A 15,601-nucleotide genomic window follows, 5' to 3' on the forward strand; every position below is an offset into this window, starting at 1 on the left:
AAATCCCTGCAGCATCTCGTTTTACGAGAAAGCCCCAGCCGATACGTGTCGGCTGGGGCTTTTCGTTGATTGATAATGTGAGCTTTAAGCGAAAGCCATATCTTCTTCGGCTACTTCTTCTACTGGCAGCACATCGGAGGTAATCAAGTCCTTCTCCTGCCGCAAGTTGTCAATAATAAACTCCTGGCGGGCAGGCGTATTCTTGCCCATATAGTAAGTCAGGACCTGCTGAATGGAGCGATCGGACTGCAGAATAACGGGCTCCAGCTTGATGTTTTCGCCAATGAATTTACCAAACTCATCGGGGCTAATTTCGCCGAGGCCTTTGAAGCGCGTTACTTCGGGGTTGCGACCCAGCTTGCGCATAGCGTCCTGCTTTTCCTGCTCGTTGTAACAGTAAATGGTCGTTTTCTTATTGCGGACTCGGAACAAGGGCGTTTCCAGAATGAAAACGTGGTTATTACGCACCAGATCGGGGAAGAACTGCAGGAAGAAAGTGAGTAGCAGCAAGCGAATGTGCATACCGTCAACGTCGGCGTCGGTAGCGATTACGACGCGGTTGTAGCGCAAGTGCTCAATTCCTTCTTCAATGTTGAGGGCGTGCTGAAGCAGGTTCAATTCCTCATTCTCGTACACGATTTTCTTCTTCAGCCCGAAGCAGTTAAGCGGCTTACCGCGCAGGCTGAATACGGCTTCCGTTTCCACGTTGCGGCTCTTGGTGATGGAGCCCGACGCGGAGTCGCCCTCGGTGATAAAGAGCGTGGTGAGGGCTTCAGCTTCCTGCTTGCCTTCGCCGAGGTGGAAGCGGCAGTCGCGGAGCTTGCGGTTATGCAGGTTGGCTTTTTTGGCGCGCTGGTTGGCCAGCTTTTTCACGCCCGCCATGTCTTTGCGCTCCCGCTCACTCTGCTCAATGCGTCGCTTAAGCGCGTCGGCTACTGCCTGGTTTTTGTGCAGGTAGTTGTCGAGGTGCTCTTTTACGAAGTCCAAAATGAAGCCGCGCACAGTTGGACCGTCCTCGCCCATGTTGATGGAGCCGAGCTTGGTCTTGGTCTGACTTTCAAACACCGGCTCTTGCACCCGCACCGAAATAGCGGCGATGATAGAGCCGCGAATGTCGGCCGCGTCGTATTCTTTCTTGTAAAACTCGCGTACGGTTTTCACCACCGCCTCACGGAAAGCTGCCAGGTGCGTACCACCCTGGGTGGTGTACTGCCCGTTCACGAAGGAATAATATTCCTCGCCGTAGTCGTTGCCGTGCGTTAGCGCCAACTCAATATCGGGAGCCTTGAGGTGGATGATGGGGTAGCGCAAACTTTCCGCGTCGGCTTTGCGCGAGAGAAGGTCGAGCAGGCCGTTTTCGGAGTAATACTTCTGACCGTTGAAGTTGATCGTGAGGCCCGCATTCAGATAAACGTAGTTCCAGATCTGATTTTCCAGATATTCCGGAATGAAGCGGTAGTTCTTGAATACCGTATCATCGGGCTGAAACACCATCAGCGTGCCGTTGCGCTGGGAGGTTTTCACCGGCTTTGGGTCCTGCACCAGCTTGCCCTGCGAGAACTCCGCCGACTTCATCAGTCCTTCGCGCACGCTTTGCACCAGGAAGTAGCTGCTGAGCGCATTCACGGCCTTGGTACCCACGCCGTTCAAGCCTACTGATTTCTGGAAAACCTTGGAGTCGTACTTGCCGCCGGTGTTGATTTTGCTCACCACGTCTACCACTTTGCCCAGCGGAATGCCGCGGCCGTAGTCGCGCACCTGCACGCGCTGGTCGGATATTTTGATATCGATGGTGCGGCCGTGGCCCATCACGTGCTCGTCGATGGAGTTGTCAATAACTTCCTTTACCAGCACATAAATACCGTCGTCGTAGGCCGAGCCGTCGCCGAGCTTGCCGATGTACATACCGGGCCGCAACCGAATATGCTCGCGCCAATCAAGGGAACGGATGCTGTCTTCGGTGTATGCGTGTTGGGGGGCGATGGGGAGTTGTTCGTCAGCCATGTAAACTAGGTAATCAAATTTGAGGTAAAATAACGCAGAAAATTGGCCTTTTCCCGTATGCTGTCCGTAGGATGGCTCAAAGGCTTCCCTGACTTAGCTACGAGGCTTTGTTTAGCCAGTAATTTTAGCAAATTTTCCTGACTAAAACCAGCATTCCGAAGCCTTAGTTCATTTCACAAACTGGGCCTACTTGCTTCTTTCACTATTTTCCCCCTCCTCTGCTCTCCTAATTTTTTTAGCTAATGCTTCCTACTTCTAACCATTTCAATGGGCCGCGACCCAATACTACGCCAGCTGAGGTAAAATTGCCCCCCATCATTTATTACAGCCTACTACTGGTAGGAATGTCGCTGCTGGTCTTTGTGCTGTGGAAGCTCGACAGTGTACTGCTACCCCTGACGTTTGCGGCGCTCTTTACTATTCTGCTGCTGCCCTTGTGCGAGCGTTTTGAGCGCTGGGGCTTGGCCCGCGTGTTCGCGATTATTCTCTGCTTGCTGCTGGTCATTGTTGCGCTGGCGGCTATCGTGTTTGCCTTTGGCTCCCAAATAGCTCAGTTCAAGGCGGAGATACCCAAGCTTCAAGACCGCTTGGTGCAGTATTTCGATGAGATTCAACAGATGCTAGCTCAGCGCTTTGGCATTCAACCCATTAGCAAGGACGAGCTCATTGACTCCTCGCTCCAAACGGCCAAAAAGCAAGCCGGCGGCTACTTAGGCGCTACTCTGAATACGACCGTTGATGTATTGAGTGTGCTCACGCTGGTGCCGATTTACATGTTCTGCTTCCTGTATTACCGCGACCACATCCGGCAGTTTATGTTTCGCTTCGTGAGCCCGGAGAAGCGCACGGCCGTGCTCCACACCGTTGACAGCATCAGGACGGTGGTGCAGGCCTATATCACGGGTTTGCTTACGGTGATTGTGATTGTGGCTATCCTCAATGCCATTGGCCTGCTGGTGCTGGGAGTCAAGTTTGCCATCTTCTTCGCCGTGTTTGCCTCCGTGCTCACCATCATTCCCTATATCGGCATCCTGATTGGCTCAGCCCTGCCGGCGCTGATTACGCTCGTCGAGACGGGCTCGCCGCTTAAAGCGCTAGGTGTGATTGGGGTATTTGTGTTTGTGCAGTTTCTGGAGGGCAATTTTATCACACCCATGATTACGGGCTCCAAAGTGAGTATCAACCCCATGGCAGCCATCATTGCGCTTATTCTGGGGGGCGAATTGTGGGGCACGCCGGGCATCATCATCAGCATTCCTTTAATAGCAGTGATTAAAGTGGTGCTTGATTCATCTAAAGCCACGGAGCCTTTTGGCTTCTTGCTTGGTGATGTAGCTGCTGGCGATGATGTCGTGGACGGCAAAGCGGAGCCGGGGTTTTTCGGCCGACTCTGGCAGCGGGTGCGGGGCGCCTCGTAACCTGGGGGGCAGATTCCTAGTATAAACTCCTGATCAGCTTCTTGACGCGGCTGAGCTTTCTTTTCCGACCCACAACCTAAAACAAACTTACTATGGCTACGAATAACATGGCCCGCGCTTATAACGACCTCGTTGAAATCAATGAAACTGGTGCCAAAGGCTACCAGGAAGCGGCCGAAGGCGCCAGCAGCCCCCAACTGAAGTCGCAGCTGAGCCAGTTTAGCCAGCAGCGTGCCCAATTCGCTTCCGAGTTGAAGCAGCATGCTAGCCAGTTTGGCATCAATCCTTCTGAAGGCAACACGATTGAAGGCGTAGTGGCCGATGCCGCCGCCGCCGTACACCGTGGCTGGATCAATATTAAGTCAGTAGTGACTGGTCAGAATGACAACGCCATTCTAGGCGAGTGTGAAACCGGTGATAGTGTGGCCCTCGAAGCTTACGAGCAAGCACTGAAGGCTGAAGGCCTGCCCGCTGAAGTGAAAAATATAATTCAGAAGCAGCACGGTGAAATCCTTGCGGCTAAAAACCAGATTACCTCAATGAAAAGCTAGTAGCATTTCAACCAATAGTTAAAAAGCCCCCCAGAGCATTCTGGGGGGCTTTTTTGTGTGCTTCAATATCCAAAGAGCACAGCGAAGCATCTCGCTCGCTTCATTGCCAAGCTAAACAACGAGGCGAGCGAGATGCTTCGCTGTGCCCTGCATGACGGCTTTTTATATATGACCGTTTTTTGATGTATGCCAGGCAACTAGCATAACTGATGGGCTGTGATTTCTTTTTGCAACCTTAGTAGGGCTTATCTTTGTTACCAATAGGATTAGCCAACTAAGAATTCAAATTCGCTTCGCCTTTGTACGCTATCATTGACCTTGAAACCACTGGCGGTCAGCCCACGCAGGACCGCATTACTGAACTTGCCATATTTATTCATGATGGCACTCAGGTCGTAGATCAGTACGAGACGTTAGTAAATCCTGGGCGGTCCATCCCCTTCTTCATTACCCAGCTCACGGGCATCACCGACGATATGGTACGCGACGCGCCTCGCTTCCATGAAGTAGCGCGCAAAGTGGTGGAAATGACGGAAGGCTGCGTGTTTGTGGCTCACAACGTGCGCTTCGACTACTCTTTTCTGAAAAAAGAATTTGCGGACTTAGGCTACAATTACTCGCGCAAAACGCTGTGCACTGTGCGCCTCAGTCGCTCGCTTATTCCGGGCCAGCCCAGCTACAGCTTGGGCAAGCTGTGTCAGAACATCGGTATTCCGCTGGAAGGCCGTCACCGCGCCGCCGGCGACGCGGCCGCTACGGCCATTCTTTTTGATCGGCTGCTTAAAATTTCCCAGCAAGACGAGGCCCTAGCTAACCCCACTCTGAGCCCCGCCGACACCTTAGCTTCCGTAGATGCGCTGGCACCTAGCGGCCGACCCGCCGTGGCTACCAAAAAGCCCAGTGCCAAGCGCGTGACGGCCGTGCAGGAAGCCATCAAAACCGCACTTTTGCCCCCCAACATTACCCCCGAGAAAGTAGCTGCTTTGCCCCAGGAAGCAGGTGTGTATTACTTTCACAATGAGCAGGGCGAGGTGATTTATGTAGGCAAAAGCATCAACATTTATAAACGCATTCAGCAGCACTTCGCCGTCGATTATAAGTCGCGCAAGTCACTTGAGTTCAAGAACAGCATATCCGATATTACCTGGGAGCTGACGGGCTCGGAGCTGGTGGCACTGCTCTACGAGTCGGCGGAGATAAAGCGCATGAAGCCGTTTTACAATCGCGCCCAGCGCCGTTCCGTGTTTCCGGCTGGCATTTATTTGCGCCAGGATGAGAAAGGCTATAAGCACCTTTACTACGGCCGCGCGGACGCTGACAACCCCGCCACGCCGCTTATTGCCTTAGCAAATCAGTTCAAGGCCAAAGGGTTTTTATTTCACAAAGTATCTAAGTTCAACCTCTGCCAGAAGCTCTGCGACTTGTACAAAACTCAGGGCGCCTGCTTCGATTACCAAGTGCACCGCTGCAAAGGCGCCTGCGTGGGCGCTGAGTCGCCAGACGAGTACAACCTGCGCGTAGATGAGGCCATTGAGAGCTTCACCTTCGAGCACGGCTCCTTTGTGGTGATTGGTAAGGGTCGGCGGGCCGATGAAAAGTCCATTGTGGTGGTCGAAAACGGCCGCTACTTAGGCTTCGGCTACGTCGATGGCGAGTTTTCGGCGCGCCGCTTGGCTGACTTCCGCGAGGTAATACAGCCCTATGGCGACAACAAGGACGTACAGCAGATTATCCGCCAATACTTACGCACCAAGCACAAGGACAAGGTGAAGATTTTCAAGTAGCGTGTTGGGAGCCAAAGCTCAGCCTCGCCAGAAAAAACAATTTGCTCCCCAGTCAGTATAGTTTTAGCAAAATATATCGCCGTCTACTGTCTAGTAGTGGCTTAGCATTTGTACGCGTTTGGAAGTGACTCCAGTTAGGGGCGCTTTGTAGTGTTTAGTCTGCTTATTCTGCTCTCTGCATGGCTGAGTTAGTTTACCCAACCAACGAGTTTCTGCATTTTCACAACGATTTGGCCAGCATAGTAGAGCACGCTGTGGGCTATATCAGCATCGACTGGAAACCGGCGCCTCTGCGCAGCGCCAATCTGCGCGAAGTGTATACCCGGGCTTTAGAGTTGCTCGCTCATACGCGCTACGGTCGCATCCTCACCGATCATCAGCTCATGGGTCCCATCATGCCCCTCGATGCCGAGTGGCTGGTGCAGGATTGGGTGCCTCAGGCTGTGAAAGCTGGTGGCTATCGGCGGTGCGCCATCATCCAGAGCCACGAGCAGTTAAGCCGCCAGACCACACGTCAGATCGTAGGGCAGCTTTCTACCATTCCACTTGCCATCAACCATTTCCACGACCGCGACTCTGCGGCCGCGTGGCTCCTCACCGATTAGCTTCCGCAGCTTGGCTGTAAGAAGGTAGCCCCCGGTAGATATGCGCTAATACAAGCGGTGACGCAGTAGCCAGCCTGCCGCGTCAAACTCGTTGGCCAAGGGCTGATAGGTTTCTACTTTGATCTTCGAATCTGTGGGCAAGTACGAGGTGTTGCCGTCGCCACTGTCGTAGATGGTAACATTGGTATCAGTGGTCTGGGGGGCTTTTTCAGCTAAAAAAAGGTCCTGGCCAGCGCCGTCGTATACACTTATTTCAAATTGCGGGTCGGGTGTACCTTTAAACGTAAATATGTCGTTGCCGCCCAGCCCAAACAGCTTAATCGTTTTGGTTTCGTGGGCCAGAAAGATGCGCTGATTGAGCAAACTATCCTCGAGCGCCACGCGCCGCGCCAGCACGGTGATGCGTACCTGGTCAGGACCTAGCGCTTCTACCACAAAGTGCTCGGGCTGATCCGTGCCGGGCAGTTCTACATCGCGGGCCAGCAACTCATAGAATTTGGCCGCTACGGCTGGTAGCTGGGCTCGGCGGCTACGCAGCTTACGCTCGAACTCTTCGCCCGATAAGGCATAAATGGGGGCAGGCCACACGCTGAGCGCCTCCTTAATGGCTTCATCAGTCAGACTGAGGCGCATGGAGTCGGCAATGGCCTGAAAGTCATTGGCGGTAAGGAATGTCAGCAGCGACTTATCCATGGGCCGGGCCGCCCGGTTCAGCCCCTCCACATCTTTCAGCCGAATATCCTCTTTAAAGCTCTGATAGTTGGTTTTGAACCAACTGATGATGCGGGTCATTACGCCATCATCGAACTTAAAAAAGGCGTGGTCACGGTCGCGGGGAATTCCCCGGTAGGTAACAGTGCCTCCAGGGCCGGGAAAGCTGGCCCAGCGCCATTGATCCTCGCGGCGACTCCAGTCGCCCAGCCACATATCGAATAGCCGCGAGCGCAGATAATGGCGGGCATCGACGCGGTAGTTGGACGTAGTGAGCAGAGAGGAAAACGCTTTGCGCGAGCTCTCCACCATAGCCGACCGTCCAAAGTTGGGACTGTCCCGCTGGTTGCCGTCGGGTCGCTCCTCAAACAAGTACAAGGCATTGGCAAACTCAGCCTGAAACTGCCCCAGGGCCGGATCATCGGACACCCACACCAACCGCGGATTGGTATGATACACGCCGGCGGCTTTCGCCAGTCGCGGCACTATATATGCCCCATACGGCTGTATTACGCTGGTTTGGTCCTTCATCAACCGGCCAATCGGGCCCTTTTGCAAGCGGGGCGGCAAGGCTTTAGTGGCATCTTTGTCAACAGAGCGCAGCACGTACTCCTGGCCTTTGGTATCGACGAGGCGCAGGTTCTTGGTTTGGAAGCTGCCACCGGCTTGTATGGGCCGCAGGCCGCCAGGCACGGCCGTTCGTAAGTTAAATACTTTCGCTTCTATGGGAGTGGCCCAGTCGCGGCGGTAGTGCTCGCCCCAAAAAAACCGATGCACCGCGCCGCGCATGTACTGCGGGCCCGCCGCCGTCTGCACCGTCGAATCAGGACTGATACCCGGAAGGGTAGCCGCTGGCACATCGGGCGCCGAGCAGGCAGCCAATGCCAGTAAGCTTCCTACTAGCCCCAACAAGCGGCTAGGCTGCAAAACGATCAGTAAGAAAGGCACAGCGTCAGGAATAGGGCTACTATCAAGTATAGGGCTACTAAGTAAGCCGCCTACTTATGTAGTCGGTTGTCTTATAGCGCAAACGTGCGGGGGGCGGTTGCGTTGGAGTTAATGTAACACTTTATCACTTTTTTGTTCAGTTTCGTTGAAGGTAATAAGTTGCGCCTCATCCGTTGTTCATGCCCCCTCGTTTACACGCCCTTCCGCTCCTACTGCTTTTCTTTGCTGGTTGCGCCCGCGAGAATTTTTTCCAGTCTGACGCCCGCCTGCCTACTTCCACATCTACCGCTCCTACCGACAGCGCCCTCGTAACGGCTGGACGGCATTACGTGCGCGGCCCCATTCATAATCTCTTGCTGGGTAAGCACTATCGCCCCGTATGGGCTACGCCGGTGTGGGTCCCGGTTTTCGATCCGAGCACGGCCGTGCGGGGTGGCTTGGAGCCGGGCAAGCTGGGGGGTGGTTTTCAAAGTACCAGTATGACCTTGGTGGGCGCCGAAGGACGTGAGTATGCCCTGCGCAGTATCGACAAAGATCCTTACAAGACTCTACCCAAAATATTTCAGAAAACCTTTGCTCTGAACCTGGTGCGCGATGCTACCTCGGCGGCCAACCCCTACGGTTCCTTTGTGGTAGCGCCGCTGGCGGAGGCGGCGGGGGTGCTGCACACCACGCCTCGACCATTTTATGTGCGCTCGGATGAAAGCGGCTTGGGCAAAGCCTCGGAGCTATTTCAGGGAAAGCTCGTGCTACTGGAGGAAAAGTTTGAGGATAAGGCCAGCCTGACGCCCGCCTTTGGTAATGCCACCGACCTGCTGGAGAGCGACAATCTCCTGCGCGACCGGTTTGCTTCGCCCAATCATCGCGTCGACCAGCTAGCGTTTGCCCGCGCCCGCCTGCTTGATTTGTGGATTGGTGACTGGGATCGGCACGAAGGACAATGGAGTTGGGCCGCTTACCCTGGCCCCAACGAGCGCATCATCTACCGCCCTGTGCCCCAAGACCGCGACCAGGCTTTTTTTCGCTTTAAGGATGGCATCATTCCGTGGATTGTCAGCCGGCCCTTCTTCGTGGCTAAGTTTCGCACCTTTCGGCCCGAGTATGAAAGCATCGAGGGCTTGACTCGCAATTCGCGCTTTATCGATGAGCGGCTGTTGAATGAAGTTACTAGCGCCGATTTTCAGCGGCTTGCCCTGGACTTGCAGCGCCGCTTCACCGATTCGGTCATTGCGCAAGCCGTGCATCGCATGCCGCCCCCGGTGTACGAGCGCGAGGGCGCCTTTATCAGCCGTTCCTTGCAGGCTCGGCGCACCAAGCTGCCCACCGCGGCCCGCGACTTTTACCGCCTGCTAGCCCGGCATGTTACCGTAGTGGGCACCGATCAAGATGAGCGTTTTGTAGTGGAGCGCCTCACCGACTCCACTACCACTGTGACGGTGTACACGCTGGGGGGCAAACCTGACCAGGATTCAGTGTTTTATCGGCGCGTATTTCGCACCGCCGAAACCGAGGAAATAACCTTGCATGGGCTAGAAGGCAAAGACGTGTTTGAAGTAAGCGGCAAGGTCCGCCGGGGGCCGCGCCTCAACATTTACGGCGGCCCCAACTCCGATCAGGTCACGGATTCGTCGCGGGTGCAGGGCTGGAGCAAGAAAACACGCTATTTTGATACTCACTCGGGCAATGAGTTGATTAAGAGCGCCGAAACCAGCGACAAAACGGATAAGGGAGTAAAAATGCACGCCTATGACCGGGAAGGAACCTGAGGCTATGTTTAATAAAAATCAATAAATGATGAATTAGGCTGCGCCGCAAAAAGCCCCCCAGAGCAACTCTGGGGGGCTTTTTTGAAGTACAACTAGACGACTGAGTTAAGTTGACCCGGACTTTATTTACAAGGTTGGCTCCTCTGCCGTTTGGTCCTTCTGCTTCTCGTTTTCGATGGCCGGGATTGCCTCCGAATAAAGCAGGCCTATTTTGGCCGCGTGCTCGGCGGCTTGCACTGTATCTTTCACTAACAGCATCTCTACTTTTTCATGCATCACTTCTTGGGCCACGCGCTCTACGAGGGCGGCGCGGCCGGGGTGCTCCACGTCGCGTATGTAGATAGCCAGAATACGACCGGGGTAGCGACGAACTACTTCGCGGTAAATGTTGGCGTCCTCCTGCCCACTATCGCCGATGAGCACAAAGGGCAGTTCGGGGTACGTGAGCAGCAGATTGTCAATCTCGTGGAGCTTGTGCCCGTGGTGCGCCGAGGCTTCGGGCTTGGTTTGTTTGCGAGCTAATGACATATCGCGCAGCAGCAGCGGACCGGGCGGCACATCATTTAGCTCCAGAAAATCGTCTAGCAGATCATATAGATTCCAAGGGCTGCTGCTCACGTAAAAAAATGGGTTGTTGCGCTTGCCATTGCGACCCAGCTGCAGGGCGCGATAGAACTCGGCTACCCCCTCAAAAGGCAGGCGAGAATGGGCGTTGCGCACCAATACCGTGCGAGCCATGCGTAGCAAATTGGTGGCGGATGTTTGAATAACCGTATCGTCCAGGTCGCTGATGATGCCATACTCCGCGTCGAGGGGAGGAATGAGTACGTGCGCTGGGAGCTTGAGCGCGGGAGGCAGCGGAACATTGCGTGGCACTTGCTCCACCTCTACCTCCACCGGATACCACAGATAATCGATGGGGGTGGGCAGCGTTTTGGGCTCAATGTTTAGCGTAAAGTACCCCTCTTCGTCTGTCACCACCTGGTGCTCGCTCCCATCACCTGGCCGAATAACTAGTTGCGCCCCCGGAATTTCGTTGCTTCCGAAGCGGCGGTACATATTCAGTAGGTTTTGCCAGCGCGAATCGCCCTCGCCAGGCTCCCCGATGCCTTTATCTGTGAGTAAACGGCCTTTCACATAGAGGCGGCCAGCCGTGCCGTAGCTGCGATAGGTAACGAGCTGAAGTGGGTGCAATAACCCCAGACGGGCACGGGCACGCATCGCCAAATCGTCAGCTCGCTCAGCCAAATCACTTAGTTTGTTTAGGAAGGAAGGCATAGGGAAAGCAGGAGAGTAAGAGAGAAGTACGAGCAAAACCAACTCTAGTGTTGCGTTGCGCCAGCACAACGAAAAAAAGCCAGCCGAAAAGGGCTGGCTTTCTTGGTATAGGTAGAGCAAAGCTACTTTTACAGTAGCCCTTTCAACTCGGTAAAGTTGGCGTTGTTGGTGGTGCTTTTCTTGCAATTTAGCTCTTGCGCTTTAGCCTGGATAGCCTCTATCCGGTTGTCAGGATTAGGGTGTGTGCTCAGAAACTCTGGCACACTAGCGGGGGCCTGCAGGGCGGCTTTTTCGAAGAAGCCAGCGGCCCCGTCGCAAGAATAGGAAGTGCCATTGAGGTAGCGGACAGAATAATCATCGGCCTCTACTTCGTACTCCCGGCTGAAGCGAAGCTGACCCAAGCTGGCAGCGATTTGCGCCAATTGATTCGGGTTTTCGCCCAGCAGCAGGCTTAGCAAAAACGAAATGCCAAACTCTTTCTGCAGCGCCCGCGACGTATGACGACGGTCGGCGTGGGCAATTTCGTGGCCCAGCACGCCCGCCAGTTGGTCTTCGGTTTCCAAAAACTTAATCAGGCCGGTGAACACATAAATATGCCCCCCAGGTGTAGCGAAAGCGTTTTGGATATTATCATCCCGGATGATTTTTACATCCCAGGGAAACTCATTCCTATACTGAACTTGGCCCGAGTTGAGCACCTTATTTACAACGCCATCGAGCAGAGCGTAAGCGCGCTGATTATTAGGTGCGCTGCGCAGTAGCAGCTGGCCTTGTGCTTGGTAAGTAGAGTCGGTTTGCTTGGCTACTTTTTGGCCGAGCGCTTTATCATCTTCCACAGAAAACAGTACCACCCCATCACCGTCGCCGGAGCAGGCTGCTGTGCCTAAAGTGGTCAATAGAGCAAGGAACAGCCAGGGTTTAGACCAGATACGACGCATAGGGCAAAATAGGAGTGTAAGAAGAATAGCAGAACGGAGTTGCTGACGAAAAACGATGCCAAAGCCAGCGGCCTCCCATACGGCAGGCTCCCTGCCGACGTTGTCAGCGGGTAGGTGATGACAGCTATATCTCAGACGCTCAACCCGTAATTTTTATTTCAGGAGAGATTGATATTTTTTTACCGCTACACTCCTGTTCGTTTGTAAGCCTGGCGCAGCCGCTCATTTGCCCCGATAGGGAAAAATACCGCGGAGCTAATTCGGATGGTGAGGTGCTACTTTTTTAGCGCTTTTGCGTACAGAAATGCCCCCCAGCCAACTATCGCGAGGGCCTTTCAGTCTTGCTCTATGCCCACGACCTCCACCCCTCGGTCTAAAACCAAAAAGAAGCACCTGCCACCCCTCGAAGAGGCGCATGAGCTTTATAAAGACCCCGCCCGCCAAGCCGCGCTGGCCGGCCTGCGCTACCTCACCGATGCCAAGCCTGGCCTTACGCGTAAGCCCGGCCCCGATGGCACCTTCTCTTATCTGGATGCTAAAGGCGAAGAAATTACGGACGAGAAAACCCTGGCGCGTCTCCAAAGCTTCGTCATTCCCCCCGCCTGGACCGACGTCTGGATCGCGCCCTCGCCCACGGCTCACCTCCAAGTGACGGGCCGCGATGCCAAAGGCCGCAAACAATACATTTACCATACGGCCTGGGACCAAGCTCGAAGCCTTACTAAGTTTAGCCGCTTGCTAGCCTTTGGTGAGGCCCTGCCCGCCCTGCGCGAGCGGTTACAGCAGGATTTGAAGCGCAGCGGCCTGGATAAGCAGAAAGTGGTTGCCTTGGTACTCACGCTGATGGATCAGTCGTTTATCCGCATCGGTAACCGCGAGTACGCCAAGAAAAACAAGAGCTACGGCCTTACCACCATGCGCGACCGCCACGTGCAGATATCGGGCGATGAAGTGCGTTTTTCCTTCGTGGGCAAAAAAGGCGTAGCCCACGACGTTTCGCTTAATGATCGTCGCTTAGCACGCATGGTGCGCAAGTGCAAGGAGATACCGGGGCAGCACCTGTTTCAATACTACTCCGCTGATGGCCACCGCCAAGAGTTGGAGTCGGGCGACGTAAACCAGTACTTACAAGAAGTCACCGGCATAAGCCTGTCAGCCAAGGATTTCCGGACTTGGGGTGGCACCGTGAAGATGGTGGAATGCTTGGAAAGCGTGCTTCATGAGGAGCCTGAGCTGCCTAAAGACAAGGTGCTAAAACGCGCCGTAAAGGAAGTGGCTACTGGTCTAGGCAACACGCCTACCGTGTGCAGCAAATACTACATTCATCCGCAAGTAGTGGACCTCTTTGAGTCCGATAAGCTTATCAATTATCTCCGCAAACACGACATCGACCCCACCGAAAACGACGTCCTCTCTCCCACCGAGCACATGGTGTTGGACATGCTGCGCGAAAGCGCAAAAGTGTAGGTTTTATTGGCGGTCATGCAGAGGCGGAGCCGAAGCATCTGGCGTGCTGATGTGAGGGTAATACTCCCACTAAACACGCGAGATGCTTCGGCTCTGCCTCTACATGACGTTCTTTCTGTAGTTGGACTATCTGCTTAGCTGGAATGGTCGGCTACGATAACCCAGCGGCCTTCAATGCGCCGGAATACAAGCAAAAAATGCCCCCCAAGGTCGCCGGCAGCGGGACGGGCTAGCTGCCAGCGGCCTACCACGTGAGCCGCATCGGCGCTAATGGGTGATATCCGCAGATTGGAAAAAGTAAGCTGGCCCATGGCAGCGGCATCGGGGTAGCTGCGGCGGTAGTTGTCGAGGGTGGGCTGCCAGCCGTAGGTAAGGCCGCTTTTACCGATAAACACCAACGAATCAGATTGCCAGTAACCTTGCATGAAACCCGCCACATCGCCACGATTCCAGGCAGCTGTTTGGGTAGCGAGCACTTGACTGATGTCGCTTCGCTGGCTGGCGCCGGGGCGCGACGTAGCGCAGCTGAGCAGCAGGGCCGCACCGAGCAGCAATCCGAGAAGTTGTTTCATAAATGAGGTATGTAGGAAAGCTTGATGAGTTGTGTACTAGATTACGCTTACTCCTCCAGCAGCTCACGCACGTAAGAAATGCCCCCCAGCCGGCGCATATTGCGTTGCACGCGGCGCTGCTTAGCCCTGGCCACCGGCCCAGGATTGCTGGCCCGAAACCGTAGCGGATTAGGCAGCACGCCAGCCAGCAACGCCGCCTCCGAAGCTGTGAGCTTGGCCGCCGACTTATGAAAATAACGCTGCGCCGCCGCTTCCACGCCAAAGGTGCAGTCGCCCATTTCAGCCACGCTCAGGTACATTTCCATAATGCGGCGCTTGCTCCAGAACAGTTCAATGAGGACCGTGAAGTAAGCCTCCGCCCCTTTGCGCAAGTAGCTCCTCCCTGACCACAAGAACACGTTTTTGGCTACCTGCTGACTGATGGTACTACCGCCCACCAACTGCTTACCGCCTTCAAAGTTGCGCTTAGCCGCCCGCTGAATAGCATCCATATCAAAGCCCCGATGCTGCAAAAAGCGCTGATCCTCAGCTGCTACCAAGGCTAGCGGTACGTGAGGCGACACCTCATCGAGGGTTTTGAAATTATACACGATGCGGCGGTCGTCTTCCCGGATGCCGTAGTAGCCGCGACCAACGGGTGCGTGGGCCCGGCGGTCGAGCATGAGCCAGGTGGCGGGCGGGGCTAGCCACCGATAAATAAGCACCCAAGCCAGCGAAGTCAGAAATAGGGCGGCCACTATTTGCAGCAACACCCGCCAGGCGCGCCGCCCAAACTGCCGGATTTTTGTTTTCATCAAATAAAGCTTTACCTCTCCCGGCTTCATTGGCTGAGGCCTGGGGGGCAAAAGTAACGCATTTGGGCGCGCAGCAACCCAATTCCAGCGTTTAACCCTACTTTCGCTGCCTATCTTGTTGAGTTTCTATGCCCCGTATTCTGCCGCTGTTTCCGTTGAACCTCGTCGTATTTCCCGGCGAGAAGCTCAATCTGCACATCTTCGAGCCACGCTACCGCCAGCTCGTGCGCGACTGCATCGAGTCCGATCTGACCTTCGGTATTCCGCCTTATCTAAATGATGGGGTGAGCGAATTGGGCACCGAAGTACGCCTGATAAGCGTGGAAAAGGCTTATGACAGCGGCGAGCTAGACATAAAGACCAAAGGCATCGGAGTGTTTCGCATTCGCGAATTCTACCGCGAAGCGCCGGGCAAGCTTTACGCCGCCGGCCAGGTAGATACCATTCTCGACGACCCTGAGGAAGACCCCAGCCTCAAAGCCCGCATCAACGAGTACGTGCGCCAGCTTTATGACACGCTGGGGCTGCGCAAGATCTTCCTGGATTTGCCCCCCGACTACCGTATCTACGACATTGCCCACAATCTAGGCTTCAGCACCGAGCAGGAATACCAGCTATTACAAGCCACAAGTGAGCTAGAGCGCCAAGCCATCGTTCTGGAACACCTCGAAAATGTGTTGCCCATCATCCTCGAAACCGAGCGCCTGAAGGAGCGTGTGCGGCTGAATGGGCACTTCAAAAACCTGACACCCCCGAACTTTTAAC

The 15,601-nt window shown here is 54.8% G+C and carries 13 protein-coding genes; 7 read left to right on the plus strand and 6 right to left on the minus strand.

Annotated features, from left to right (window positions below; all coding sequences use genetic code 11):
* Positions 1 to 84 precede the first annotated feature (84 nt).
* A complete protein-coding gene (locus ACW9KT_RS21110; protein ID WP_457084142.1) occupies positions 85 to 2,004 on the minus strand; it encodes a DNA topoisomerase IV subunit B in 1,920 nt (639 codons plus the stop codon).
* Positions 2,005 to 2,246: 242 nt separating this feature from the next.
* On the opposite strand from ACW9KT_RS21110, the gene ACW9KT_RS21115 reads away from it, so the two are divergent.
* The 4 genes from ACW9KT_RS21115 (at position 2,247) to ACW9KT_RS21130 (ending at position 6,362) form a co-directional block, all read left to right on the plus strand.
* Positions 2,247 to 3,422 (plus strand): AI-2E family transporter, encoded by a 1,176-nt coding sequence (locus ACW9KT_RS21115; RefSeq protein ID WP_457084144.1) that lies wholly within the window; start codon positions 2,247 to 2,249, stop codon positions 3,420 to 3,422.
* Between the two features lie 92 nt (positions 3,423 to 3,514).
* Positions 3,515 to 3,973, plus strand: coding sequence for a ferritin-like domain-containing protein (locus ACW9KT_RS21120; RefSeq protein WP_457084146.1), 459 nt, complete (start codon positions 3,515 to 3,517; stop codon positions 3,971 to 3,973).
* Between the two features lie 299 nt (positions 3,974 to 4,272).
* Positions 4,273 to 5,757 carry an exonuclease domain-containing protein gene (locus ACW9KT_RS21125; RefSeq protein ID WP_457084148.1) on the plus strand — a complete coding sequence of 495 codons (1,485 nt, stop codon included), beginning with the start codon at positions 4,273 to 4,275 and terminating at the stop codon, positions 5,755 to 5,757.
* Between the two features lie 179 nt (positions 5,758 to 5,936).
* A complete protein-coding gene (locus ACW9KT_RS21130; RefSeq protein WP_457084150.1) occupies positions 5,937 to 6,362 on the plus strand; it encodes a hypothetical protein in 426 nt (141 codons plus the stop codon).
* A 45-nt stretch (positions 6,363 to 6,407) separates the two neighbouring features.
* On the opposite strand, the gene ACW9KT_RS21135 is transcribed toward ACW9KT_RS21130, so the two are convergent.
* Positions 6,408 to 8,021: a hypothetical protein gene (locus ACW9KT_RS21135; RefSeq protein WP_457084152.1), complete on the minus strand. Its 1,614-nt coding sequence runs from the start codon at positions 8,019 to 8,021 to the stop codon at positions 6,408 to 6,410.
* A 179-nt stretch (positions 8,022 to 8,200) separates the two neighbouring features.
* On the opposite strand from ACW9KT_RS21135, the gene ACW9KT_RS21140 reads away from it, so the two are divergent.
* Positions 8,201 to 9,787 carry a hypothetical protein gene (locus ACW9KT_RS21140; protein ID WP_457084154.1) on the plus strand — a complete coding sequence of 529 codons (1,587 nt, stop codon included), beginning with the start codon at positions 8,201 to 8,203 and terminating at the stop codon, positions 9,785 to 9,787.
* Between the two features lie 126 nt (positions 9,788 to 9,913).
* On the opposite strand, the gene ACW9KT_RS21145 is transcribed toward ACW9KT_RS21140, so the two are convergent.
* Together ACW9KT_RS21145 and ACW9KT_RS21150 are read right to left on the minus strand one after the other, a co-directional pair.
* Positions 9,914 to 11,065 (minus strand): App1 family protein, encoded by a 1,152-nt coding sequence (locus ACW9KT_RS21145; protein WP_457084156.1) that lies wholly within the window; start codon positions 11,063 to 11,065, stop codon positions 9,914 to 9,916.
* 128 nt (positions 11,066 to 11,193) lie between these two features.
* Positions 11,194 to 12,003, minus strand: coding sequence for a M48 family metalloprotease (locus ACW9KT_RS21150; protein ID WP_457084158.1), 810 nt, complete (start codon positions 12,001 to 12,003; stop codon positions 11,194 to 11,196).
* A 348-nt stretch (positions 12,004 to 12,351) separates the two neighbouring features.
* Here ACW9KT_RS21150 and ACW9KT_RS21155 point away from each other — a divergent pair, with 348 nt between their 5' ends.
* The gene (locus ACW9KT_RS21155; RefSeq protein ID WP_457084160.1) at positions 12,352 to 13,470 is read left to right on the plus strand and encodes a DNA topoisomerase IB; all 1,119 of its coding nucleotides are present in this window, start codon (positions 12,352 to 12,354) and stop codon (positions 13,468 to 13,470) included.
* Positions 13,471 to 13,604: 134 nt separating this feature from the next.
* Here the strand turns inward: ACW9KT_RS21155 and ACW9KT_RS21160 are convergent, their stop codons facing one another.
* Together ACW9KT_RS21160 and mtgA are read right to left on the minus strand one after the other, a co-directional pair.
* Positions 13,605 to 14,042, minus strand: coding sequence for a YybH family protein (locus tag ACW9KT_RS21160; protein ID WP_457084162.1), 438 nt, complete (start codon positions 14,040 to 14,042; stop codon positions 13,605 to 13,607).
* A gap of 47 nt (positions 14,043 to 14,089) precedes the next feature.
* Positions 14,090 to 14,836: a monofunctional biosynthetic peptidoglycan transglycosylase gene (gene mtgA / locus ACW9KT_RS21165; RefSeq protein WP_457084164.1), complete on the minus strand. Its 747-nt coding sequence runs from the start codon at positions 14,834 to 14,836 to the stop codon at positions 14,090 to 14,092.
* A gap of 128 nt (positions 14,837 to 14,964) precedes the next feature.
* Here mtgA and ACW9KT_RS21170 point away from each other — a divergent pair, with 128 nt between their 5' ends.
* A complete protein-coding gene (locus ACW9KT_RS21170) occupies positions 14,965 to 15,600 on the plus strand; it encodes an LON peptidase substrate-binding domain-containing protein (RefSeq protein ID WP_457084166.1) in 636 nt (211 codons plus the stop codon).
* Position 15,601 lies beyond the last annotated feature (1 nt).

This window comes from Hymenobacter sp. HD11105, from assembly GCF_054051685.1.

Coding starts and splice junctions, on each gene's coding strand:
- ACW9KT_RS21150 (WP_457084158.1), bottom strand. CDS start 12,003: ATGCGTCGTATCTGGTCTAAACCCTGGCTGTTCCTTGCTCTATTGACC.
- ACW9KT_RS21140 (WP_457084154.1), top strand. CDS start 8,201: ATGCCCCCTCGTTTACACGCCCTTCCGCTCCTACTGCTTTTCTTTGCT.
- ACW9KT_RS21115 (WP_457084144.1), top strand. CDS start 2,247: ATGCTTCCTACTTCTAACCATTTCAATGGGCCGCGACCCAATACTACG.
- mtgA (WP_457084164.1), bottom strand. CDS start 14,836: ATGAAAACAAAAATCCGGCAGTTTGGGCGGCGCGCCTGGCGGGTGTTG.
- ACW9KT_RS21110 (WP_457084142.1), bottom strand. CDS start 2,004: ATGGCTGACGAACAACTCCCCATCGCCCCCCAACACGCATACACCGAA.
- ACW9KT_RS21130 (WP_457084150.1), top strand. CDS start 5,937: ATGGCTGAGTTAGTTTACCCAACCAACGAGTTTCTGCATTTTCACAAC.
- ACW9KT_RS21145 (WP_457084156.1), bottom strand. CDS start 11,065: ATGCCTTCCTTCCTAAACAAACTAAGTGATTTGGCTGAGCGAGCTGAC.
- ACW9KT_RS21120 (WP_457084146.1), top strand. CDS start 3,515: ATGGCTACGAATAACATGGCCCGCGCTTATAACGACCTCGTTGAAATC.
- ACW9KT_RS21155 (WP_457084160.1), top strand. CDS start 12,352: ATGCCCACGACCTCCACCCCTCGGTCTAAAACCAAAAAGAAGCACCTG.
- ACW9KT_RS21170 (WP_457084166.1), top strand. CDS start 14,965: ATGCCCCGTATTCTGCCGCTGTTTCCGTTGAACCTCGTCGTATTTCCC.
- ACW9KT_RS21160 (WP_457084162.1), bottom strand. CDS start 14,042: ATGAAACAACTTCTCGGATTGCTGCTCGGTGCGGCCCTGCTGCTCAGC.